The following is a 22,956-nucleotide window of genomic DNA, read 5'->3' as shown; positions in this document are numbered from 1 at the left end:
CTTTTTAACACTTTGTCCATTTTAAAAACTTGTTTTGAAATTAAAAGCTTTCTACCGTGTATTGTACTTTTAAGGGTATGATAAAGCTTTCTAACAGACTAAAATTTTGATTTTGTAAATTAAAACATTTTTAAATTTCCTCTGCATGCATAACTTTTTTTAATAATAGTATGTATGCATAACAAATTTTTCTTAAATTAGGGATGTAAATTTTATTATGCCCATGAAACGTGAAGAAACGGTAGACTACCACATCAAAAGTTCTTGGCACGCTATATCAAGAATGTACAATCAAAAAGCCGCTTTGGAAGATTTTACAGCTTCTATTGGCTATGTTTTGATCAATATAAATTCTAAAGAAGGCACTCCGGCAACCAAAATTGCTCCTCTGATGGGATTGGAAGCACGTAGTTTGACAAGAATGCTAAAGACAATGGAAGAAAAAGGCCTGATTTATAGAAAACAGGATTCTGTAGACAAAAGATCAGTACGCATATATCTTACCGAAGAAGGGAAGAGGAAAAAAGAAATTTCTGTCGAAACCATTAAAGATTTCAATCTTTCCGTAAGAGAGGTAGTAAGTGATGAAGAATTGGAAATTTTCTTTCAAGTATTCCAAAAAATCAATCAAACAATAGAAAAAATTCAACTAGAAACCGTAAACCCAAATCAGTACAAGCGTAAAGTGTACGAACTCTAAACCAATATAATCTTATGAAAAGAACAATTCAGAAAGTTGCCATTTTAGGTTCAGGTGTGATGGGTTCAAGGATCGCATGCCATTTTGCCAATATTGGCGTGCAGGTGTTGCTCCTTGATATCATACCACGTGAACTCAACGAGGATGAACAAAAAAGAGGATTGACCCTTGAGGACAAAACTGTGAGAAACAGAATTGTCAATTCGGCTTTGCAATCCACATTAAAAAACAAACCAGCATCACTTTACGATGCTAAGAATGTTGATAGAATTACCACAGGAAATTTTGACGATGATCTACCCAAAATCAAAGATTATGATTGGGTGATGGAAGTCGTAGTGGAAAGGTTGGATATCAAGCAGTCACTCTTTGAAAAGGTGGAAAAATATAGAAAACCAGGAACTTTGATCACTTCAAATACTTCTGGAATTCCTATGCATTTGATGTGTGAAGGAAGATCTGAGGATTTTCAGGTTAATTTCGCTGGAACACACTTTTTCAATCCTCCAAGATACCTAAGGTTGTTGGAAATTATTCCTGGACCGAAAACCAACCCTAAAATCATCGATTTCCTAATGGATTATGGAGATAGACACCTAGGTAAAGAAACTGTACTTTGTAAAGATACTCCTGCTTTTATTGCCAATAGAATCGGAGTTTATGCGATTATTTCAGGCATGCATGCCATTGAAAAAATGGGCTTGGGAGTATCGGAGGTAGATAAGTTGACCGGAACTATCATCGGTCGAGCCAAGTCTGCTACCTTCCGCACAATGGATGTAGTAGGATTGGACACTACCGTAAATGTAGCCAATAACCTTTACAAAGCACTGGAGCACGATGAATCTAAGGACAAATTCCAGCTGCCCAATATAGTGAAAGTGCTCTATGACAATAAATGGTGGGGTGACAAAACGGGTCAGGGATATTTCAAAATGATCCGTCATGATGATGGCAGAAAAGAACTGAAGGAACTCGATCTGAAAACCTTCGAATATAAAGATGCTGAAAAACCAAAATTCAAAGCTTTGGAAGCATCCAAAGAAATTGAAGATTTGAAAAAGAGGATCAAATTCTTGGTCAACTTTGATGATAAAGCAGGTGAATTTTATAGAGCATCATTTTATGACTTGTTCAAATACTGCTCACATAGAATCCCTGAAATTTCAGATGAAACCTACAGAATCGATCAGGCAGTTTGTGCAGGATTTGGTTGGGAACTTGGACCTTTTGAGACTTGGGACGTGCTTGGAGTTAAAGAGACAGTAGAAAAAATGGAAGCAGCAGGAGAAAAAGCTGCGGACTGGGTTCACGAAATGCTTGAAGCAGGAAATGATTCATTCTATAAAGTGGAAGGCGGACAGAAGAGGTTTTATGATGTCAAGTCCAAAACTTACCTTCCGATTCCTGGACAAGAAGAATTCATCATTCTTGATACACTCAAAGCTGCGAACAAGAAAGTTTGGGGCAATGCAGGAGCGACTATTTATGACCTTGGTGATGATGTGATAGGATTGGAATTCCATACCAAAATGAATTCCATGGGTCAGGAAGTTATCGAAGGCATCAATACAGCCATTACAATGGCAGAAAAGTCCTACAAAGGATTGGTAATAGGCAACGAAGGACCAAATTTCTCCGCAGGTGCCAACTTGGCAATGCTCTTTATGTTTGCTGGAGATCAGGAGTATGATGAAATCAACCTGATGATAGCAGGATTCCAAAATACCATGATGCGGACAAGATATTCATCTGTCCCTGTGGTAGTAGCTCCACACAATATGGCATTGGGCGGTGGATGTGAATTGTCACTTCATGCCGATGCTGTACAGGCACATGCCGAATTGTACATGGGATTGGTAGAATTTGGTGTTGGTTTGATCCCAGCTGGAGGAGGAACCAAGGAGATGACCTTGAGATTTTCCAATGATATCAAAGATGGTGATGTAGAATTGAACAGGCTTCAGGAATATTTTATGAATATCGCTACCGCAAAAGTTTCCACATCAGCCGAAGAGGCAAGAGGACTGGGCTATTTGCAAGTAAAAGATTCAATCACGCTGAACAGAAAAAGACAGCTTGCAGAAGCGAAAGCTAAAGTCTTGGCATTGTATGACGCTGGATATACACAACCGATTCAGCAGACAGATATCAAAGTCTTGGGGAAAACTTCACTAGCCTTATTCGAAGCTGGAATCACAGGGATGCAGTATGGTAAATACATCTCCGATCACGATGCCAAAATCGCCAGAAAATTAGCTTGGGTAATGTCAGGAGGAGACCTTTCTGCACCAACATTGGTAAGCGAGCAGTTTCTATTGGATCTTGAAAGAGAAGCGTTCTTGAGTTTGACAGGAGAGAAAAAGACCCTAGAGAGAATTCATAGTATTCTGTTCAAAGGAAAACCGCTGAGAAATTAGAGATGTCAGACGGGAGCTATGAGATATGAGACGTAAGACACAAGATTGTAGGAAAACAAACCCTAAAAGGGTTAAACTTTGAATAGCCCCGGGTCGTAACCCGGGGGAAAAGTAGATAAAGGAAGCAGCAACCCCAAAGGGGTTGAATTTCTAAAACTCTCAATCAAGTATAATTATCTCGATTCTCTTGAATCTCAGTTCAGTTAATAACAAAACCTGAAATAATAAATTAACCTCAATAGATACACAAAATGGAAGCTTATATAGTAAATGGATATAGATCAGCAGTAGGAAAGGCCAAAAAAGGTGGCTTTAGATTTTATCGACCAGATGATCTGGCGTCAGATGTGATTAAGCATTTGGTAGCCAATACACCAGGATTGGAAAATAAAATGGTCGATGACCTCATTGTCGGAAACGCAATCCCTGAAGGGGAACAAGGTATGCAAATGGGAAGGATGATTTCCCTTTTGGCTTTGGGAGTAGAAAACCCAGGTTTTATCATCAACAGATATTGCGGTTCCGGATTGGAAGCGATCGCCCTGGCAGTTGGCAAGATCAAAGCGGGAATGGCTGACTGTATCATCGCTGGAGGAACTGAGTCTATGTCGCTCCTACCAATGATGGGATACAAGACAGCGCTCAACTGGAAAATTGCCTCAGAAACCCCTGATTATTACCTAAGCATGGGTCTTACAGCAGAAGAATTGGCAAAAGAATATGACATTACTAGAGAGCAGGCTGATGAATTTTCGGTAAAGTCCCATGACAAAGCTTTGGCGGCAATTGCAGCTGGAAAGTTCAAAGATGAAATCGTTCCGATAGAAGTCGAAGAGACCTATTTGGACGAAAATGGAAAAAGGAAAACAAGGAAGTTCACTGTAGATACAGATGAAGGTCCAAGAAAAGGAACCTCTTTGGAAGGTTTGTCCAATCTAAGACCAGCATTCAAGCAAGGTGGACAAGTGACTGCAGGGAATTCCTCCCAAACATCCGATGGAGCCGCCTTTGTGGTGGTGATGTCAGAGCGAATGGTAAAAGAACTTAACTTGGAGCCAATCGCCCGCCTGATGTCCTATTCGGTGGCAGGTGTAGAACCAAGAATCATGGGAATCGGACCAAAAGAGGCTGTTCCAAAAGCACTGAAGCAAGCAGGATTGACTTTGAATGATATTGATCTTATAGAATTGAACGAAGCATTTGCAGCGCAGGGATTGGCAGTAATGAAGTCATTGGATATGAATCCAGACATCGTCAATGTCAACGGTGGTGCAGTAGCCCTTGGTCACCCACTTGGCTGCACAGGTGCTAAGCTTTCTGTCCAACTCTTCAGCGAACTCCGCCGTCAAAACAAAAAACACGGCCTAGTCACTGCCTGTGTCGGAGGTGGACAAGGAGTAGCTGGAGTGTTTGAGCTTTTGAAATGAGATGTAAGACGCAAGATATGAGACAAAAGACAGTATCCGTCAAAATTTCACTACTTGTTTCAAATTTCAAAAGTGAAACAAATTCTATTTTATAATTGACTCTTTGTTCAACTTAAATTTTCAATTATGCATAACTACAAAGAATTGAATGTTTGGAAAAGAGGAATTAAACTTACCGTTCAGGTTTATAAAATTTCTCAATCTTTTCCATCTGATGAAAGGTTTGGGCTTATATCTCAAATTAGAAGAAGTGCAGTGTCTGTTCCTTCAAATGTTGCTGAGGGAGCAGGTAGAAGAACTAATGGTGAATTCGCAAATTTTCTTGGGATAGCCCATGGATCTATTTGTGAATTGGAGACACAGTTATATGTAGCATTTGAGCTAGGCTATATTGAAAGTGAAAAATTTCAAGTAGTGACAATAGAACTTACTGAAATACAAAAAATGCTCTATTCATTAATCTTAAAATTTGAAAAATAATAATGACTTCGACGTGTGGATGAGCCTGTCTTATGTCTTACGTCTTGAGTCTAATGTCTTTAATTATGAACACAATAACCAAAAAATCAATCAACGGAGGTGAGTTTCTGATCAAGGAAACGGAAGCCCAAGAAATCTTCATTTTTGAGGAGTTTTCTGAAGAACAAAAAATGATGGCGCAGGCTTGTCAAGATTTTATAGATACGGAGATCACACCAAATATCGAAGAGATTGACAGCATGAAAAACCCAGATTTAGTTCCTTCTATTTTTAGAAAAGCTGGTGAATTGGGTTTATTGGGGATTTCTGTTCCTGAAAAATACAATGGAATGGGCATGAGTTTCAATACTTCCATGCTCATTGCCGATATTATCGGTGCTGCAGGTTCTTTTTCTACCACCTATGGAGCCCACACGGGGATCGGAACTTTGCCAATCCTCTATTATGGTACAGAAGACCAAAAAGCAAAATATCTTCCCAAGCTTGCCACTGGGCAATGGGCAGCATGCTACTGCCTGACCGAACCTGATGCTGGTTCTGATGCCAACAGCGGAAAAACCAAGGCAAAACTGTCTGACGATGGAAAACACTACATCATCAATGGTCAGAAAATGTGGATTTCAAATGCCGGCTTTGCAGATGTATTCATCGTTTTTGCAAAAATCGATGATGACAAAAACCTGACAGCATTTATAGTAGAAAAAGATTTTGGCGGAATCTCTATGAATGAAGAAGAGAAAAAGATGGGAATCAAGGGCTCTTCTACCAGACAGGTTTTCTTCAATGACTGCAAAGTACCTGTAGAAAATATGCTATCTGACAGAGGTAACGGATTTAAAATAGCCGTGAATATTCTGAATATTGGTAGGGTAAAACTAGGATCAGGTGTATTGGGTGGTGTAAGAACGGTAACTAGTCACGCCATCAAGTATTCCACAGAAAGAAAGCAGTTTGGAGTAAGCATCAATACATTTGGAGCTATTAAATCAAAATTGGCCGAAATGGCCATCCGAACGTACGTCTCAGAATCATTGACCTACAGAGCTGGACAGGATATCGAAGACCGGATCAATCATCTGATCGCTGAGGGAATGGACGAAACACAAGCCAAACTCAAAGGAGTCGAGGAATTTGCGATCGAATGTGCCATTTCCAAAATCCATGGATCAGAAGTCTTGGATTATGTAGTAGATCAGGGTGTTCAGGTATATGGTGGTATGGGCTACTCTGCCGATGCACCAATGGAGCGTGCATACAGAGATGCTAGAATCGCCAGGATCTATGAAGGAACCAATGAAATCAACCGTATGCTTATGGTAGGAATGCTTCTAAAGCGAGCCATGAAAGGTGAAATCAATCTCTTCGAGCCAGCGATGGCAGTTTCCAAAGAGTTGACTTCTGTGCCTAGTTTTGATACAGTAGATACATCAGAGCTATTTGCAGCAGAGAAGGAAGTTCTCAAAAAACTCAAAAAAGTATTCTTGATGGTAGGTGGCAAAGCAGCCATGGCACTCCAAGACAAGATAGAAGATGAGCAAGAGATCATGATGAACTTGGCAGATGTGATGATCGAAATCTATGCTTCAGAATCAGCCATTCTTCGTACCGAAAAACTTGTAAGTATCCAAGGAGAGGAATCCAGCAAGCATCAGATTGCGATGGCACAGGTATATCTTTCAGAAGCTGTGGATAGAATCAATGCCGCAGCCAAGGAAGCCATCGGATCATTTACAAAAGGTGATGAGCAGAAAGTCATGCTGATGGGTTTGAAGCGCTTCACCAAGATGGATTTGGTCGATACCAAGACCTTGAGAAGACAGATAGCAGATTACATGATCGAGAAGGGCAAATATCCTTTTTCTTAAATAAGTGGTTTTGCCACAAAGACGCTAAGCCACAAAGATTGTATACTAAAATAGCCTATGAGAGATCAGGGGCTATTTTTTCGCAAAGGTCACTAGGGATGTAAGACCTTTGGGGTTTCCAAAAACCCCGAAGGTCTTTACCCATAAGACAATCGATTATTTGTAAAAAATGAAAAGCCTCGGGTCAACCCGAGGCTTTTTTGATAAATGACACACATTTTGAGCCAAATTTCTTAAATTGAGTTAGTTTATTTTTAAAGATGATTTTTATGAAACAGCTGGTTTTGAAAAATGACTATATGGGAAAAAATCCAATTATTAGGATTGAGTTTCCTTATGATTTTGAGTTAAAGGAGATGGTAAAGCAGTTTCCAGGCTGTAATTGGGATACCAAAAAGAAGGTATGGTGGGTGAGTTACGCTGATGAAAGGATTACCGAGATGATTGGATTTTTCGAAGGAAAGGTAAGTTTGGATTATAGAGCATTAAAAAAGGTAGAGATTCCAAAGATCCCTCCAGGTTTACCTCATTTGACCGCATCTCAGGGAATTGAGATTGGTAAATTTGAAGATTGGATGCGGAATAAGCGGTATAGTAAAAGTACTGTAAAGACCTATAAGGATGCTGTAAGAATATTTTTAAGATTTTTGAGTAATAAAGCTATCGAAGAAATTGAAAATGAAGACCTTGAAAAATTCAATAAGGAGTATATTTTAGCCAAAGGTTATTCAAGTTCGTATCAAAACCAGGTGGTAAATGGCATCAAATTATTTTTCCAGAATAGAAGAGGTATCAAATTCAATCCAGAAATAGTCTATAGGCCAAAAAGAGAGAAGTTATTACCAAACGTGTTGAGTAAAGAGGAGGTTTCTAAGATTTTAAATGCCCCAACGAATTTGAAGCATCGATTAATGCTAATGTTTCTTTACGCTTGTGGTCTCAGAAGAGGTGAATTACTTGCTTTGAAATTTCAGCACATTCAAAGAGAAAGAGGCTTGTTATTGGTAAAACAAGCAAAAGGAAAAAAAGACAGAGTGGTAACATTACCCGCCCCTCTTATTCTTGAACTCGAAAAATATTATAAAGCCTATAAGCCCAAAGAATACATTTTTGAAGGGCAAAAAGGAGGCTCTTATAGTGAAAAAAGTTTGGCAGAGGTTTTAAAAAATGCTGTTAAAAAGGCAGGTATAAAAAAAACCGTAACACCACATTGGCTTAGACATTCTTACGCTACGCATTTACTGGAGAGAGGCACAGATTTGAGGTATATTCAGGAGCTTTTGGGACATAAAAGTAGCAAGACAACGGAGATCTATACCCATGTAAGCCAAAAGTCTATTCAGCAGATTACAAGTCCGCTAGAAGATTTAGATTTATAGAGCTGAAAAACCAGACATATTTCTTATTATTGGTATTTAAAGTCTGGTTTTTCCAGACAGATATATAAGTTACCAGCAAGCGTATAACGACACACACCGAAACGAAAAAACATAAGACAACAAATGATTTCAACCAAAGAACTAAACTTACCTGACAGACAAAAATTACAGACAATTTGCAAAGCAATTTCTGTTTTAGACGCAATTCTTTCACAAGAATGGGAATATCGATATTATTCATACAACAATAAATGGGCAGACAATGAAGAATTTTGCGAAATGCGAAATGGTTCGGGCGACCAAATGCTAATTTTATTTAGAGCAGACGGCTGTGTAATAAATGGTTTTGCTCACGAATATCAACAGCAAGAAAAAGAGAAACTAACAAAAGATTTACCTTCTATTTTTGACGAATTTATTTTTGGAGAACCTGTAAAAAAAATCGGAACAACATTTTGCGTTTGGACAACCGAAAATAAAGCTTGGAAAACTGGACAAATCGAAAATTACGAAGATAATTCTAACGAAATGTTGAGCATCTTTGACGGAAATCCACAAACTTATGTTGATTGGGCAACAGAATATTTTGACGAAAGTTTTATAGAAAGTGGAATTCCATTGGAAACCGTGACAGAAATTTATAACGGAAAAACGCTGACAAAAGATATGGTTTTGACAATCGTTGAGGAACTTGAAAATTGGGAACAACTTGAAGCTGACCTAAACGAAATTGGTTATCTTTATAACTTTAACTAACCGAAAAAACGCCAGCTGGTAACAGCAGTTTGGCAAAATGGCGGGTTCGGTGCTAAATTGAACATTTGGATTTCTAATAAACATTTGTGCAAAATTGAAAGTAAGTGCTTCAAAATCCGCCACTTCGCCAAGCTGCAAAACGTTATGCAACATTTTAAATGAAAATACGCAAAGTAGAAATATCGAAATTTAGGTCAATCGAATCAGGCAGTTTCGATGTTGAAGATATTCTTGGAATTGTTGGACAGAACAATTCAGGCAAAACAGCAATACTTAGAGCATTAAACTCTTTTTTTAATCCTCAAATTGAACTTCAATATTACTTTTCAGGTGTAAATTTATACTCTACAAATAGAGCTATTCCGAAGATAATAATTTCATTTGCCAATGTACCAAACAAGGTCATTTACACTCCTTACATTGTAAATGACATTATTAAAATTAAACAAGAGTTCAATAAAACACGTGGTAAATTGGAGTATTTTGTATTTAATAATGGTACTTTTGAAATAGCACAAGATAACTTAGTGAATGAATTAAATTTAGATGTGCAATTTGTTCTGATACCAACAGATAGGACTGCGGAATTTTATCAAAGAAATGGTGAATCTGTTTTGAGAGAACTATTAAAAGTCTTTTTTGCAAATCATACAGCTAAGAGAGATACACTAACACCTAAAGTTAAAGATGCATTTGATTATTTGAATAAAAATGCGTTAAAAAAAGTAGCTCAAGGAATAGAAGGTCGGTATTTAACCAATAAAGGGTTCGAATTCAAAATTGGAACAAACATTCCAATATCTTTTGAACTTTTTTTAAATGATTTAGAGATATTAATTAATGAAGATGGCAAAGAATTTAATATAAAAGATTGTGGTAGTGGAATACAAAGTTTAGTCGCTATCGCTATCTACAGATATTTAGCCGAATTAAAACACACAAATTTTATTATAGGTCTTGAAGAACCTGAAACGAATTTACACCCACAAGGTCAAAAAGAACTAATTTATACGCTCTTTGACCAAGTTCAAAACAGTAATATTCAAGTGCTTTTCACAACCCACTCAACTATTCTTGTTGACCAACTTGACCACACAAAAATTTTACTGATAAGAAAAGTCAAAGACAATCAAAGAGCCTTTAAGAGTAAATTATTACAGTTAAGGGACGATTTTTGGATTCATTACAATTTGCAAAGATTGCAGTATGACAAGTTTCATAAATTTAGAAACTCTGAGTTTTTCTTTGCGAATCACGTTTTAGTAACGGAAAGTACAATTGATTCAGGAGTTTTTAGTACACTTTTAGAAAATAAAGGAGTTAAAATCGAAAGAAAAGGGATTTCTATCTTACAGTTAGATGGCGTTACATCACTAAAATATGCATATTACCTTTTAAGGGATTTGGAAATACCGAAAACGATAATTATTGATAAAGACTTTTTCTTTAACTATCAAAATGGAGAAAAGTCAAATAGCAGATATGGTTCGGGCTTTTTTAATTATCAAACCATATTCAAAAATGAAACTTTGATTAACGAGATTTTTCACCATCAAAACTCTCGACAACAATTGGAATTACTGTTGACATCAAATCATAGTCGTGCATTAGATATTTCAGAAAGATATGATGTGATTTGTATGAAATACAATTTAGAAATGGATTTAGTTGCTTCCACAATAGCACAAAATTTAATTTATAATTTTTTGAATGTACCAATTGCAAATAGAAACACGAATGAAATTTTAAACATTAGAGAAAAGTCACTTAAAAAACTCGAAACTCTATTACACGTAATTAACAATTTGCCACATAAAAATTTACCTAATTCATATAAACGACTACTGAAAAGAATAAAAGAATTATAAAAAACGTTGCATAACAGCACCTACACGCAAGTGGGGGTTCAGTGCTTCTATGAAAGTGAAGTGCTAAATCAAAATTCTGTACTTTTAATAAAGTTCAGTGCTAAAAATCCCCACCTGCGTGTAGCTGCAAAACGTTATGCGGCAGCTTAAAAGACGACACACAACGACAGACAATGAATAAAAAGAAAGTACCTGCAATAATCATTTTTTTGGTCTGTGTGACAATCCCAATTTTGACATTGAGTTTGTTTCCGACACCTTGTGGCTACGGACTTTGTTTATTGGTCTATTACCCAATCATATTTTTAATTGGCGGAATAGGTGCTTGGACTTATTACAAGTTCAGCGACAAGATTAAATTCAGCAAGACCACATTTTTATTAATAATACTCTTGCTTGACTTTGCATTATTGACATACTTCTATCCAAAAGGCGAGTATTTTCCAACAAATCAAATTAGGATTGCAAGACAAGTTTCAAGCAACTATTACAATTTACAACCAGTTGATATTTTCAAAGCGACTGAAGAAAGAAATTTTTTGATGATTACAGCACTTTACCACAAATTCAATTTACCAACAGAAACATATAGCGTAAGGTATTGCTTCATTGACACAAACGGCAGTTGCGATACAATTCATAAAGAGTTCAATTATTTCATATATGACAAAATGGTTGTGACCAACAATTCAGACTTTCATTACGACTTAGACCTTAAAGAAGGTTCGTTTACGTTTACAGACACAGTTGGAAATCAAGATTTCACTTTCAAAGTTGGTTATCCCGACTTTGGAAAATATAGAAAGGACTTCACAAACAGTTCTTCTGACCTTTCAGACAAAGGAGAAAGAATTACAGGACTTGTAAAGGATATTGAAACTTTAAGGGTTATAGTTGACGAAACACAACCGAAATTTGAATATGGGTTCACGAGACTTTTTGAAAAATACTTAAGTTTGACAAAATGAAGGAAAGCACAGACTACAGAAAAGAAAGCCGACCGCATAACAGGCGTTTGGCAAAAAAGCGGGTTCAGTACTTAAATGAAGCTTTGTGCTTCGTATCAAGTTCAGTGCTGGCAGACAGTTTGGTGCTTCGAAATCCGCTTCTTCGCCAAGCGCCAAAACGTTATGGGCAAGGCTAAAACGACACCACAATAAAATAGAACAATGGCAAAAAATTATAAACTACTTACAGAAAGTATCAAGGGACGAATCAACCCAGAGAACTTCGCACTGAGAAAATCATTTTCTGATGAACTTGCGACTGTTTCATACAGTGAAGTATTGACATACATTAGACTTGCAATGAAAGGTGTCGAACCTGAATACACCCAAAAAAGTAAAGACGCAGGAGAAAGGGTTAAAGAACATTTATCAAAAAAACTTACTGACGTTGTTTTTAAATATCAAGGCTCTGTAATGACCGACACACATATTAGAGGTTATAGTGATATTGACTTGCTTACAATTTGTGACAAATTTTATACTTATGATGCCCCTAAAATAAAGCAGATACTTGAATCAGTAGAGCAGAAAAATAGATACAGACAGGTTTCCATTGATAAAATGGTTAAGGAAGTTAATACAAGCTCGTATCAAGGAAACGCACTTCAGGATTTGAGACAATTAAGACTTGATAGTGAAACAATTTTAGAAGATGTATATGATATATGCGACACCACAAAACCAAAATCAATCAAGATAAAAAATCAAAGTCTAAACCGAGAAGTTGATGTTGTAATTGCCAATTGGTATGATGATGTATCTTCTGTTATAAATGACAAAGGAGAATATCGTGGGATTCAAGTTTATAATAAAGAAACCCATTCAAAAGGCAAGAAAGATTTCCCATTTCTTAGTATTAAACGAATTAATGAAAGAAGTTCAGATACTAATGGAAGACTAAAAAGAATGATTCGTTTTTTGAAGAATACCAAAGCAAATTCCAATCAAGAAATAGATTTAAGCAGCTTTGATATAAATGCTATATGCTATGACATTGAAGTAGATAAATATCAAACACTTTCATTTTATGAACTCGTTCCCGTAATCTATTATCAAATTAAAGAAATCTGCACAAATCAAACTAAATCCGATAGCATTATCTCTGTAGATGGAAGAGAGTATATTTTTAGATATAACCCAGAAAAACTGGAGAATTTGAAATTATTACTTGGTGAAGTTGAAGGAATATTTGTTGACCTAAGAAATACGCTTGGATTATGATAAAAAAGAGACTTTTCATAGGTTCTTCGTCCGAAGAACTAAAATTAGCAGAGAAAGCCAAAGCAATTTTATCAAAAGACTTTGATGTAACTATTTGGAACGAAAAGGTTTGGGACACTTCGGTTTTTAAGATTAATCAGAATTTTCTATCTGATTTGCTTAAAGCGACTTTACAATTTGACTTTGGAATTTTATTAGGCACAAATGATGATAAAGTCGAATTTAGGGGTCAAGTAATGTTGCAACCAAGAGATAACGTCCTATTTGAATTAGGTTTGTTTACAGGTCGTTTAGGAACTTCTAAATGTGCATTTCTAGTAGACAAGGAGATTAAGCTTCTCTCTGATTTTGGCGGATTGTCATTGGCAGTTTTTGAAAATGGTAATGACAGCAGTTTTGAAAATGCAGTTAAGCAAATACAGGACCTCTTCATTTCCAGTTCAGATGATGAAATCAACTTCTTTCCTTCTGCTACATTAGCTTCCGTTTATTTAGAAAATCTTATTGTTCCAACTTGTCGCTATTTAATTGAAAATAATGGGTACGAACTTGATGGAATTAAATACAAAAAATGCAAACTAAATATTATCGTTCCTGACAAAATCAATGATGACGTAAATCTTCAATTCGAGAGATTGAAATCTTCTATTGACACTAAAAATGTTTCTTTCAAATATGCAGGCAGACCGAGAAATATCAGTATTGATACTCAAATAAAAGATGAAACCCTAGTATTCATAGACTTCCCGACAATAATCACGGGAATAAATTATGCTATTTCAAACTTACTACCAAATGACTTTAATAAACTCAGTCCTGATTACGACTCAATCCTAGAAAGAGAATTAAGACGATTTATTACAACATTGAAAAAGTTATTGATAAAACACGGATTTGATGAAATGGTAGTTGTAAAAAGAGAAACAGATTTATGACAAAAGCAGAAAGCCCAGCCCATAACAGGAGTTTGGCTCAATGGCGGATAACGTGGTTAATTGAACATTCTACCTCGCATCAACTTTTGTGGTTAAATGAAAGTTTTGTGCTCCGAAATCCGCCACTGCGCCAAGCGCCAAAACGTTATGGTGCATTTAAGAAATGAAATGTGAAATGAAACGAATAAAGAAATTACTGACATTTCTGTCAACCGTAATACTTCTGACAAGTTGCGAAGGTTTTAAAGTATTGACAATTCACAACACTTCAGCAAATGAAGCGAAGGTGACAGTACGACCAGGACTTGATTATTCTGACAAAAAGCAAATCCACAATTATCCGAACAATCAAACTTCGGACAGTACAACTGTTGTTTTAAAGCCTGACAGCTCAATGACAATATTATCGATTTTTACAGGAATGATGTTTAACGTAAAAATAAAGGAAAGTGACTTGCGGACTGACTATTTAAGAATCGAAACGAAAACAGATACAATTGTAGCGAAATCAAGAAACGAAATATTGCAGTTGTTAAATGATGATAGAACGAGATACAGACGCAAAACGGACAAAGACAAAGTAATGGCGAGCAGCAGAAATTTTGGAAACATATTTATTCGAAAATAAGAAAACGCCCTATAACAGCACCTACCCAAAAGTGGCGGTTCAGTGGTTAAATCAAGCTTTGTGCTTCTATCAAAGTTTCTGCTTGACGGACAGTGAATCGCTTCGAAATCGCCACCTTCGGGTAGCTGCAAACCGTTATCGAAAATTGAAGAAAAGCCATGGAAAGCAATAATCTATATCACCACATACTGAAATATCTGTTTCTAGGCTTAGGAATAATAATGTTATTTACGTCCCTTCTGTCTTGGTTCTTTCCTGAGTTATTCTGGGTAAATGGTGAGAAAATGGCACAAAACATCGTTATCACGTTAGTTTTTGGAGTGATAGGAATAGTCTGCTTCCCAATATTTATTGCTATTAAGGATAAATTTGTGATAGTAAAATTAGGAGGCCAAAATGTGATTATAAAGAATGGAGAGTATGAAAGGAAAATAAATTGGATGGAAGTGGAATCCCTTTCTCTCATACAGTTTGTTTACCCTCCTTTGTATAAATTGAAAATTAAAGGGGATAATAAAGTTTATTGGTTTAATACCGACAATGAATTTATCAAAGCATCTGGTTTTGTAAAAGATTTTAGTGACATGGGAGACTTGATTCAGAAAAAGAAAAGAGAGTTGGGAATTTAATTTTCTAAATCATTTGACCATCAATCCATTAATTCCGTAAATTGAAGAAAAAAAGCATGGCAAACCTCACATTAAATAACAAGGCAATAGAAAAGTATTTTGGTCTATTGAAAGGTTTGGATAATCTTTCCAAGAAAAAACTAATCATTAAATTGACCGAGTCACTGGATATAAAAGAAGAGAAGGTGGATTTACGAACACTTTTTGGAGCATGGGAAGATGATAAAGATTCGGACGAGATCATTAAAGAAATTAGAGAATCCAGAATAGAAAAAACAGAAAACCTTGGTTTCGAATGAAGTATCTTTTAGACACTAATATTTGTACCCATTTTTTAAGGGGGAAATATGGATTGATAGAAAAGTTTGAACAGCTAGGTACTGAGAGTTTTGCTATTTCAGAAATTACTTTGGCAGAATTAGTTTTTGGAGCTGAAAACAGTAAAAACCCTCAAAAGAATCTTGATTTAATTGAAGTGTTTGCTAATCAAGTTGTTATCCTTCCAATTTTTAGCGCAATTTACCTATATGGAAAAGAGAAAGCCAGATTAAGATCTATAGGCTTGCAGATTAGTGATTTTGACCTCTTGATTGGTTGCACAGCAATAGAAAAAGACCTCATAATGGTGACAGAAAACTTGAAAGAGTTTCATAGAATCTCCGGTATTAGGTTAGAAAACTGGGTTACTAGATAAAAAACAACTTTCGCCAACATCACCTTGGATCCAGCGGGCAGTTCAGAGTAAATTGAAAATTCAGTATCTTTAAGAAGCTAAGAGTAGGCTGGAAGCGAACGGCTCCGAAAGCCCGCCGTCTCCAAGCTGAATCCCGCTGTTACCAGCAATTCCCCCTACATTAAAAAACTTGATTTCGTAAGCTAACGTTTGAGAGCATCGTGGCAAGATTTTTTGTAATTTACTACCCTTTTAGCAAGGCCGATTTTAGAAATGTTGCCCTCGAGTAATCGAAGAGCATGGGCGCCATTCTGGTTGGGATACTTGCGATGATTTCAGTGGCGGATTTGTCTTTAAAAAGCCAGATACCCTCCCGATACGCTTCGCTATCGGGACAGGCTGTTCAGAATATTTTCTAGCCAAAAGCACATCCCCTGTGAGACCTATCTATTCTTAATCTTATGGAACAGGAATCTATCTCCATGGAAGTCGTCAATCCGCAGGCTAGGGGAATTATCTCCTATTAAAGTTTTTATTTGGTGTCGATGAATGCTTCGCATGTGATGTCGGCAGTCGCTCCCACTGGGTAGCAGTAGGTCAAACCGAGCATGATGTTCGGGAATTTGGGGTATTCAATCAAGATTTGTTTGCTATGGCAGATTGGTTGAAGGAAAAGAATGTAAAAACTATAGCGATGGAAAGTACAGGGACATACTGGCAAAATCTCTATGCAGTCTTGCTTTCAAAAGGGTTCCATCTTATATTATGTAATGGTAAGTTCACCAAAAACATCAAAGGTAAAAAGACTGATGTCTTGGACTGTCAGTGCCTGCCTGCCGTCAGGCAGGGATTCAAAAACTGCACACATTGGGGTTACTAACTGGAAGTTTTTTGCCAGATGGCCAGACAGAAGAGCTTAGAACTTATTGTAGACACAGATCAAATTTACTTCATTCGGCCGCCGCAGCATCAAAGAAAATGCAGAAATATCTAATCAAGACATTTTGCTTTGATTTGGGCATGACATCTCCCACCCATTGCTTTAGGATTTAATTTTTCAGCATGTCTTGGATCCAACTTTTGATTTCTTAGACCAAAAGAATGTCTAGCATTGCAGATACCCATAAAAATGTTTTTATTCTGTGAAGATTCTCAAAAAGAGTAGAAGTTTTTGGTAAAAGATCTTCCACTTTCTCTAAATCATGTTTTCGACAAATGAACAATAGCTAAAATAGCATTTCCATATTTCTAAAATTAACTGGGATTAAAATATTAAAATTAACGAATCGATAACATTTGACACTATAAAGTATTTATTATGTAAATTTTTAGCTTATTTGTTGAATTAATTTTAATAGAAGGAATGTTTTCTTAACTTTGAAATATCAAACAAAGACAAAAGGTCGAAAATTTGAAAAAACAAATTGTAGGATGTTGAAATTGGCAGACAAGCCCTCCTGTCTCGGGGGTGGAGATCCCAGAATAAAGCGAATATCGAGCTCGTATTTTTGCCTAACTGCTCCGTGGAGGTTCGAATCCTTCTCCTACAGCCAAATTGTAGAAATGTAAGATTTCTAGTTGAATTGAAAATATTATACTGTAGGATGATGAAATTGGCAGACATGCCCTCCTGTCTCGGGGGTGGGGTCCCAGGATAAAGCAAATATCGAGCTCGTGTTTTGCCTAACTGTCCCGTGGAGGTTCGAATCCTTCTCCTACAGCTGGTTATTTTGGGTTTATTGTTAATTGACTAAAGCTGTGAGACTCTGTTTCGCGGCTTTTTTATTTTTTATGGTATTAAGAATCCCGGTCAGTCTTACTTTCCAAATCCAACTGGCTCCAAATTATTCATGTTTCTAAGAATCCATACTTGCCTGCCATAGATATATGCTGTAGGTCTTGCTGGTGACCAACGTCTCGGGTTCGGAAGTGTTGCTGCAATAAGTGCCGCTTCATTTCTTGACAGTGAAGAAGCTGATTTTTTGAAAAATTCCTTTGATGCAGCTTCTGCCCCATAGATTCCATCTCCCATTTCTATGACATTTAGATAGACTTCCATGATGCGTTCTTTGCCCCAGATAAACTCAATCAATCCTGTAAAATAAGCTTCAAGCCCCTTTCTGATCATGTTTCTTCCTGGCCAGAGAAATACATTTTTTGCTGTTTGCTGGGAAATGGTACTCGCACCTTTGATCCTTTTTCCCTGCTTGTTACCTTCCCAAGCTTTTTTCATGGCTTCCACATCAAATCCATTGTGTGCAGGGAACTTTTGATCTTCTGCTGCTACTACAGCCTGGGGTAGATTTTTGGATATTTCTTTGATAGATACCCAATTTTTTGATAATCTGACTTCTTTTTTTTCATCGAAGCTTTGTTCCCATACCCTTATCAGCATCAAAGGAGTCACTGGTACAGGTACAAATTTGTAAACGACCGTAAGCCCAATAGTAATGATAAAAAACCACATCACTGTTTTGGCCAAAATTCTAAAAACCTTCTTTAGTACTTTCATATCGGGTTGTTTATGCTGTTGCTGTGGCTTGAATAAATCTATAATAAAATACCGAGTCTTCTTTTTTGGCCAATTCATCCATGGCATTTTGCATGGCCTGTATTTGCTCTGACGTGATCAAACCTTCTTCGAGAAGTGCTGGTGCACCACTGCTCATTAGTCCTTTCCAATAAGCGAAGACTGTTTTCTTATCCTCAGGATTGCGACTATCAAGGTGAAAACCTCCCGACCTAAGTGAGATATTCGAATACCCGGAAGCTTCCAAAAGATCTCCAAGTCTGGCTCCTACTTGTGGGTCTCCCCCTATCTGAACCTGAAAGTTATTGTATATTTTCCAGTAATCCATGATAGCGGGAATCAAAGGAAATGTATAAAACGTAGCGTTGAAAACTTCGGTGATCACAACTTTTGCATTAGGCAAAAGATGGGGCTTCATACTTTTGAGTACTTGGATAGGATCAGAAATATGCTCCAAAACCCAGCAGATAAATGCAGCATCAAATTTTTTCTCAAGCTCCAAAAATCTTGCATCCTGTTGGATAAATCGGACTTGAGGAGGTGAGTAGCCTAATTGATTCAAGTTTGCTTCAGCTTTTGCGATTTGTTTGGATTCATATTCTACTCCAGTGATCAAAAGGTGGGGAAACCTCCTGAGCAAGATTTCAGTTTGGGCTCCTACTCCGGAACCTATTTCCAAAAGCTCTTTGTGATTTGAGAAATCCACAAAATCATAAATCGGTTTTTCTATCACAGCAGCTTGGTGTCGAAGCCTTTCTTGCTCAATATCTTGATAACCGTGAAGGTATTTTTGTTGGGTCATTTTTGCCTGCTCTAATACTATTCTTAGACAAATTAAGCTGAAATTTACGGGATTTTTAATACCTTTAATTTTTTTAAAACACATAAAAACTATGAGTCAACTCAGAATCGGAAGTTTTGAAGATTTCGAAAAATATATAGGATTGGAACTTGGTCTATCTGATTATCACAAAATCACCCAAGAACAAATCAATCAATTTGCAACAGCTACACTGGATCACCAATGGATTCACACTGATCCAGAGCGTGCAAAGGCCGAAGGGGCATTCGGAGATACGATTGCTCATGGCTATTTGACACTTTCGATCGTACCCTATCTTTGGGGACAGATTGTGAAAGTAGAAAACTTGAAAATGATGGTCAATTATGGAATCGAGAGCTTGAGATTTGCGCATCCAGTATTGGTAAACAATGAAGTAAGACTAAATGCCAACCTCAAAAGTGTAGTAAATCTTCGTGGAACCATCAAAGCCGAAGTAAATGTAAAGCTGGAAATCAAAGACCAGAAAAAACCAGCCTTTACTGGAGTGTTGGTTTTCCTTTACCATTTTCAGTAGGGACTGGATTAACAATCCAAAAGTTGTTCTGGATTATCCCTTCACTTTTTCTTTGCGAGCTGTTTTAATACTTCCAAGTATTGATCCGTCACATGATCCCAGTTGTACTTTTGGGTAAGGCCAGAGCGTGCAGTATCGCGGAAGGTTTTCATTGCCTCGGGAGAATCCTCTGCCTTTGCCACAATCTCTGCAACTGATTTTTCATTTTTCTCGAAATACCATCCATGCTTACCATTCTGTAGCATCTCTTGGTTGAAAGCTGTGTCCAAGGCCAAAATCGCGCAACCATAAGCCATTGCTTTCAGCATGGCTGGGTTGGTGCCTCCATATTCATGTCCATGAAAATAGCCGTAGCAATTATGATAAAGTGCCTTCAACTCTTCTGGGTCGGTTACATATCCAGTGAATAAAAGCCGATCATCTGCTATGTTTTTTAACTTATCCGCGTAGTTGTCTTTGTACGGAACATCTCCTACGATGACGAGTTTTCTTTGGGAGTTGGATTTCACATAGCCTTCAATAATCAGATCGGCATTATTATCAGGCACAAGTCTTCCTACAATAAGGTAGTAGCTTTCTTTCTCCAAATTCCAATTTTTGATTTTTGAAGAGTCTGAATTCAATGCTGGATTAGCACCATAGGCGATTACTTTGGACTTTGCATTGAAGAGTTCGAGGTAGATTCTCTGCATTTCATCGGAGTCGTTGATGACTTGATCATAAAATCTAGTGGCCATCTTTGAAGCCCAAAAGAAATATTTCGAACCCAAACCTTTCCATTTTGGTCTCAACCATTCCAATCCATCGACATTGATTGCTGTAGGCTTTCTGAAGATCCTTGAGATTATACCAAATGGACCATTTCCTGAGTTTACTACCAAGATCACATCTGCATCTGAAAAGCATGCATGAAGCATCGAAACAAATGAATGGGTCAATTGTGTCAAACTCTTTTTTTCAATCGCAGGAGTATATACAAGTTTGATCCCATTTACGTAGGGAGGTCTTTCTTTAAAAAGAGCCCGATGACAATAAACAGTAACCTCGACGCCTCTTTTTTGGAGTCTTTCGCCCAATTCTTTGATCATTGTATCATATCCGCCATAGACATAAGGATACCCTTTGGCTCCAAGAATAGCTACTTTCAGTTTTGAATTATCGGGATAGTTTGTCATCTTTTTTCGTATTGCAAAAGTTTAGGCGCCAAAATACTCTAATGCTCTCTCTTTGCCTAATTTGCCCATCTTTTTGGACATTTCAACGTCCGCTATCAAAACGCTTATCATCTCAACAGCAGTGGACAAGTCATTATTTTCAATTAAAAAACCTGTTTGATCCTGCAAAATCACATTTTGTAAAAGCTCCGTTTTGACGCTTATTACAGGAAGTCCTGTGGCCATGGCTTTCAAAATATTTTCAGCAAAACCCTTCCCCCTGGCGGCGGGTTCTACAAAAATATCTGTAGATTTTAAAACATCAGGAATCTTTCTGTCGCTTTGAACTGTATCTAGCTTATGCTTGAGATTAGAATTGACTACCAAATCTATAAATTCTTCCTGAAATTCCGGATCTATATCTTCATGTACAATCAAGAAGTGGACATTTTCAAAACGTTTTTCAACACTTTTTGCCAATTCTAAAAAAAAACAATGGCCTTGGTCTTTGACTAAAGATCCAATCATGGTAATGATCAATTTATCAGGAGGAAGTTGAAGGTAGTATCTTGCATCTAACTCTGGCTCAATAAATGGCTTAAAATCAATTTTTTTTATTCTTGTTTCGGACTGCTTAGTGTGCTGGGAATCATTCATGCTGGGTGGGTACATTATCCTGTAAATATACTATTTCCATGACGATATATTTCAATACTTAAATGAGTATAATAGGGGAAAAATAAAAGGCCGTCTGTTATTTGACCAACGTTTTGTAGATCGCATAAGAGAAATTTTCAAGATATGCTTGGATAGAAAAGTGTTCTAAAACTCTATCTCTACCAGCTTTACCCATTGCCACTCTCTTTTGAGGATTATTTATGAGGATACTCAGTATCGAAGCAGCTTTTTTTGCATTATCCCATGGAATCAGAAAACCTGTTTCTCCATCTAAAACCATTTCTTTAGCCCCACCATGACTTGTAGCTATTACTGGTTTGGCAGAAGCCATTGCTTCCAATACCGTCGTAGGCAATGGGTCTGGAAGAATCGACGGAAGAACAAATATATCTAATCCACTTAAAATAGCCTCAACATCACTTCTGTAACCCAAATAGGTAATTTGATTTTCGATTCCCGATTTTCTTAGCGCCAAAATCAGTTCATCGACTAAGTATTCTGTACCGGGATAAGCATCACCCGCGATCACGAAGTGTAAGTTGTCATGTTCGTGAGACAGGATTTTTGCAATATCCAAAAAATAGTTTTGTCCTTTCCACTGATTGACCCTAGCGACCATGCCTATTAGGATTGTACTATCTGTTGGTTTTGAAAGCTCATTTCTAAGTTGGTTCCCTGACTGAAGATATTTGGATTGATCTATTCCATTATAGACCAACTCAATTTTCTCCACTGCTATTACATCTCCCCAATTTTCTTTGACCGCTTGTGATACAGCCAAAACTTTGCTTGATGTATAGTTGATCATTTTACCAAGAAATTTCCTCAGCCAATTTGGTGATTTTATGATTTCGTGAAGGTGCGTAACATGAGGAATTTTCATTTTTTTGGCAACCCATCCACCTACCAGTACAGCTGAGGTATTGGAATATATGAGGTCAATCTTTTTTTCAGATACCATTTTTGACAAATATGCCTTCGCCCTTCGGATAGTTAATAGTCTATTGAGTAAGCCTTTTGCATTAAAGTATTTTCTTCTGATAATACCTAGTTTATAGATATGTAAATCTACCTGAAGCAAATTCAGCTCATCTACAAGTGGGCCATATTCAGACAATACAACTATAACTTCGGCACCTTTTGATTGTAGGGATTTGATGGAAAGCAAAAACATCTTACTCGCACCATAGAGGTCTGATGACCCATGGAGCATGAGAATCCTACAATTATTTAAGGATCTATCCATGA

21 protein-coding genes, 1 tRNA gene and 1 pseudogene are annotated in these 22,956 nt (G+C 37.0%); 18 read left to right on the top strand and 5 right to left on the bottom strand.

What is annotated here, in order from left to right:
* Positions 1-223: 223 nt before the first annotated feature.
* From MM236_RS07110 to MM236_RS07030, 17 genes and pseudogenes are all read left to right on the top strand, one after another.
* Entirely contained in the window at positions 224-700 is a 477-nt protein-coding gene (locus MM236_RS07110) for a MarR family winged helix-turn-helix transcriptional regulator (protein ID WP_241274262.1), read from the top strand.
* 14 nt (positions 701-714) lie between these two features.
* Positions 715-3,120 carry a 3-hydroxyacyl-CoA dehydrogenase/enoyl-CoA hydratase family protein gene (locus MM236_RS07105; protein ID WP_241274261.1) on the top strand — a complete coding sequence of 802 codons (2,406 nt, stop codon included), beginning with the start codon at positions 715-717 and terminating at the stop codon, positions 3,118-3,120.
* 251 nt (positions 3,121-3,371) lie between these two features.
* Positions 3,372-4,547, top strand: a complete 1,176-nt coding sequence (locus MM236_RS07100; RefSeq protein ID WP_241274260.1) for a thiolase family protein — start codon at positions 3,372-3,374, stop codon at positions 4,545-4,547.
* Positions 4,548-4,673: 126 nt separating this feature from the next.
* On the top strand, positions 4,674-5,027 hold the full coding sequence (locus tag MM236_RS07095) for a four helix bundle protein (protein ID WP_241274259.1): 354 nt from the start codon (positions 4,674-4,676) through the stop codon (positions 5,025-5,027).
* A gap of 65 nt (positions 5,028-5,092) precedes the next feature.
* Positions 5,093-6,892 (top strand): acyl-CoA dehydrogenase FadE, encoded by a 1,800-nt coding sequence (locus MM236_RS07090; RefSeq protein ID WP_241274258.1) that lies wholly within the window; start codon positions 5,093-5,095, stop codon positions 6,890-6,892.
* Between the two features lie 269 nt (positions 6,893-7,161).
* A complete protein-coding gene (gene xerA / locus MM236_RS07085; protein WP_241274257.1) occupies positions 7,162-8,271 on the top strand; it encodes a site-specific tyrosine recombinase/integron integrase in 1,110 nt (369 codons plus the stop codon).
* Between the two features lie 123 nt (positions 8,272-8,394).
* Positions 8,395-9,027, top strand: a complete 633-nt coding sequence (locus MM236_RS07080) for a hypothetical protein (RefSeq protein ID WP_241274256.1) — start codon at positions 8,395-8,397, stop codon at positions 9,025-9,027.
* Positions 9,028-9,185: 158 nt separating this feature from the next.
* Positions 9,186-10,895 (top strand): ATP-dependent nuclease, encoded by a 1,710-nt coding sequence (locus MM236_RS07075; RefSeq protein WP_241274255.1) that lies wholly within the window; start codon positions 9,186-9,188, stop codon positions 10,893-10,895.
* A gap of 173 nt (positions 10,896-11,068) precedes the next feature.
* The gene (locus MM236_RS07070; protein WP_241274254.1) at positions 11,069-11,863 is read left to right on the top strand and encodes a hypothetical protein; all 795 of its coding nucleotides are present in this window, start codon (positions 11,069-11,071) and stop codon (positions 11,861-11,863) included.
* A gap of 201 nt (positions 11,864-12,064) precedes the next feature.
* A complete protein-coding gene (locus MM236_RS07065; RefSeq protein ID WP_241274253.1) occupies positions 12,065-13,123 on the top strand; it encodes a nucleotidyltransferase-like protein in 1,059 nt (352 codons plus the stop codon).
* Entirely contained in the window at positions 13,120-14,058 is a 939-nt protein-coding gene (cap12, locus tag MM236_RS07060; protein ID WP_241274252.1) for a CBASS system CD-NTase-associated NAD(+) hydrolase Cap12, read from the top strand. Before MM236_RS07065 ends, cap12 begins: the two co-directional genes overlap by 4 nt.
* A gap of 175 nt (positions 14,059-14,233) precedes the next feature.
* A complete protein-coding gene (locus MM236_RS07055) occupies positions 14,234-14,686 on the top strand; it encodes a hypothetical protein (RefSeq protein WP_241274251.1) in 453 nt (150 codons plus the stop codon).
* Positions 14,687-14,970: 284 nt separating this feature from the next.
* Positions 14,971-15,315, top strand: a complete 345-nt coding sequence (locus tag MM236_RS07050) for a hypothetical protein (protein ID WP_241274250.1) — start codon at positions 14,971-14,973, stop codon at positions 15,313-15,315.
* A gap of 56 nt (positions 15,316-15,371) precedes the next feature.
* Positions 15,372-15,614 (top strand): hypothetical protein, encoded by a 243-nt coding sequence (locus MM236_RS07045; protein WP_241274249.1) that lies wholly within the window; start codon positions 15,372-15,374, stop codon positions 15,612-15,614.
* Positions 15,611-16,009 (top strand): type II toxin-antitoxin system VapC family toxin, encoded by a 399-nt coding sequence (locus MM236_RS07040; RefSeq protein WP_241274248.1) that lies wholly within the window; start codon positions 15,611-15,613, stop codon positions 16,007-16,009. Before MM236_RS07045 ends, MM236_RS07040 begins: the two co-directional genes overlap by 4 nt.
* Positions 16,010-16,607: 598 nt before the next feature.
* Positions 16,608-16,868: pseudogene (locus MM236_RS07035) on the top strand (IS110 family transposase); the annotation flags it as partial.
* Positions 16,869-17,413: 545 nt separating this feature from the next.
* A tRNA-Asp gene (locus MM236_RS07030) sits at positions 17,414-17,541 on the top strand.
* A 263-nt stretch (positions 17,542-17,804) separates the two neighbouring features.
* Here MM236_RS07030 and mtgA read toward each other — a convergent pair.
* Both mtgA and MM236_RS07020 read right to left on the bottom strand, forming a co-directional pair.
* A complete protein-coding gene (gene mtgA / locus MM236_RS07025) occupies positions 17,805-18,500 on the bottom strand; it encodes a monofunctional biosynthetic peptidoglycan transglycosylase (protein ID WP_241274247.1) in 696 nt (231 codons plus the stop codon).
* 10 nt (positions 18,501-18,510) lie between these two features.
* Complete coding sequence (locus tag MM236_RS07020; protein ID WP_241274246.1) at positions 18,511-19,320, bottom strand: class I SAM-dependent methyltransferase; 810 nt, start codon at positions 19,318-19,320, stop codon at positions 18,511-18,513.
* Between the two features lie 91 nt (positions 19,321-19,411).
* Between MM236_RS07020 and MM236_RS07015 the strand changes: the two genes are divergently transcribed.
* Complete coding sequence (locus tag MM236_RS07015) at positions 19,412-19,876, top strand: MaoC family dehydratase (RefSeq protein ID WP_241274245.1); 465 nt, start codon at positions 19,412-19,414, stop codon at positions 19,874-19,876.
* 41 nt (positions 19,877-19,917) lie between these two features.
* Here MM236_RS07015 and MM236_RS07010 read toward each other — a convergent pair whose 3' ends face one another.
* The 3 genes from MM236_RS07010 to MM236_RS07000 all read right to left on the bottom strand — a co-directional run bounded on the left by MM236_RS07010 (position 19,918) and on the right by MM236_RS07000 (position 22,954).
* On the bottom strand, positions 19,918-21,051 hold the full coding sequence (locus MM236_RS07010) for a glycosyltransferase (protein ID WP_241274244.1): 1,134 nt from the start codon (positions 21,049-21,051) through the stop codon (positions 19,918-19,920).
* A gap of 21 nt (positions 21,052-21,072) precedes the next feature.
* The gene (locus MM236_RS07005) at positions 21,073-21,687 is read right to left on the bottom strand and encodes a glycosyltransferase (protein WP_241274243.1); all 615 of its coding nucleotides are present in this window, start codon (positions 21,685-21,687) and stop codon (positions 21,073-21,075) included.
* Positions 21,688-21,784: 97 nt separating this feature from the next.
* Positions 21,785-22,954 carry a glycosyltransferase family 4 protein gene (locus MM236_RS07000; RefSeq protein ID WP_241274242.1) on the bottom strand — a complete coding sequence of 390 codons (1,170 nt, stop codon included), beginning with the start codon at positions 22,952-22,954 and terminating at the stop codon, positions 21,785-21,787.
* Positions 22,955-22,956: the final 2 nt, after the last annotated feature.

The sequence above is a fragment of the Belliella calami genome (assembly GCF_022549695.1).
Classification (GTDB): domain Bacteria; phylum Bacteroidota; class Bacteroidia; order Cytophagales; family Cyclobacteriaceae; genus Belliella; species Belliella calami.
Note: the sequence above shows the minus strand (reverse complement) of the source record. Positions and strands in the feature narration are given on the sequence as shown.

Bases quoted from the DNA above. Each gene is read 5' to 3' on its own strand.
- MM236_RS07110 (WP_241274262.1), top strand. From the start codon at position 224: ATGAAACGTGAAGAAACGGTAGACTACCACATCAAAAGTTCTTGGCAC.
- MM236_RS07105 (WP_241274261.1), top strand. From the start codon at position 715: ATGAAAAGAACAATTCAGAAAGTTGCCATTTTAGGTTCAGGTGTGATG.
- MM236_RS07100 (WP_241274260.1), top strand. From the start codon at position 3,372: ATGGAAGCTTATATAGTAAATGGATATAGATCAGCAGTAGGAAAGGCC.
- MM236_RS07095 (WP_241274259.1), top strand. From the start codon at position 4,674: ATGCATAACTACAAAGAATTGAATGTTTGGAAAAGAGGAATTAAACTT.
- MM236_RS07090 (WP_241274258.1), top strand. From the start codon at position 5,093: ATGAACACAATAACCAAAAAATCAATCAACGGAGGTGAGTTTCTGATC.
- xerA (WP_241274257.1), top strand. From the start codon at position 7,162: ATGAAACAGCTGGTTTTGAAAAATGACTATATGGGAAAAAATCCAATT.
- MM236_RS07080 (WP_241274256.1), top strand. From the start codon at position 8,395: ATGATTTCAACCAAAGAACTAAACTTACCTGACAGACAAAAATTACAG.
- MM236_RS07075 (WP_241274255.1), top strand. From the start codon at position 9,186: ATGAAAATACGCAAAGTAGAAATATCGAAATTTAGGTCAATCGAATCA.
- MM236_RS07070 (WP_241274254.1), top strand. From the start codon at position 11,069: ATGAATAAAAAGAAAGTACCTGCAATAATCATTTTTTTGGTCTGTGTG.
- MM236_RS07065 (WP_241274253.1), top strand. From the start codon at position 12,065: ATGGCAAAAAATTATAAACTACTTACAGAAAGTATCAAGGGACGAATC.
- cap12 (WP_241274252.1), top strand. From the start codon at position 13,120: ATGATAAAAAAGAGACTTTTCATAGGTTCTTCGTCCGAAGAACTAAAA.
- MM236_RS07055 (WP_241274251.1), top strand. From the start codon at position 14,234: ATGAAACGAATAAAGAAATTACTGACATTTCTGTCAACCGTAATACTT.
- MM236_RS07050 (WP_241274250.1), top strand. From the start codon at position 14,971: ATGGCACAAAACATCGTTATCACGTTAGTTTTTGGAGTGATAGGAATA.
- MM236_RS07045 (WP_241274249.1), top strand. From the start codon at position 15,372: ATGGCAAACCTCACATTAAATAACAAGGCAATAGAAAAGTATTTTGGT.
- MM236_RS07040 (WP_241274248.1), top strand. From the start codon at position 15,611: ATGAAGTATCTTTTAGACACTAATATTTGTACCCATTTTTTAAGGGGG.
- mtgA (WP_241274247.1), bottom strand. From the start codon at position 18,500: ATGAAAGTACTAAAGAAGGTTTTTAGAATTTTGGCCAAAACAGTGATG.
- MM236_RS07020 (WP_241274246.1), bottom strand. From the start codon at position 19,320: ATGACCCAACAAAAATACCTTCACGGTTATCAAGATATTGAGCAAGAA.
- MM236_RS07015 (WP_241274245.1), top strand. From the start codon at position 19,412: ATGAGTCAACTCAGAATCGGAAGTTTTGAAGATTTCGAAAAATATATA.
- MM236_RS07010 (WP_241274244.1), bottom strand. From the start codon at position 21,051: ATGACAAACTATCCCGATAATTCAAAACTGAAAGTAGCTATTCTTGGA.
- MM236_RS07005 (WP_241274243.1), bottom strand. From the start codon at position 21,687: ATGAATGATTCCCAGCACACTAAGCAGTCCGAAACAAGAATAAAAAAA.
- MM236_RS07000 (WP_241274242.1), bottom strand. From the start codon at position 22,954: ATGGATAGATCCTTAAATAATTGTAGGATTCTCATGCTCCATGGGTCA.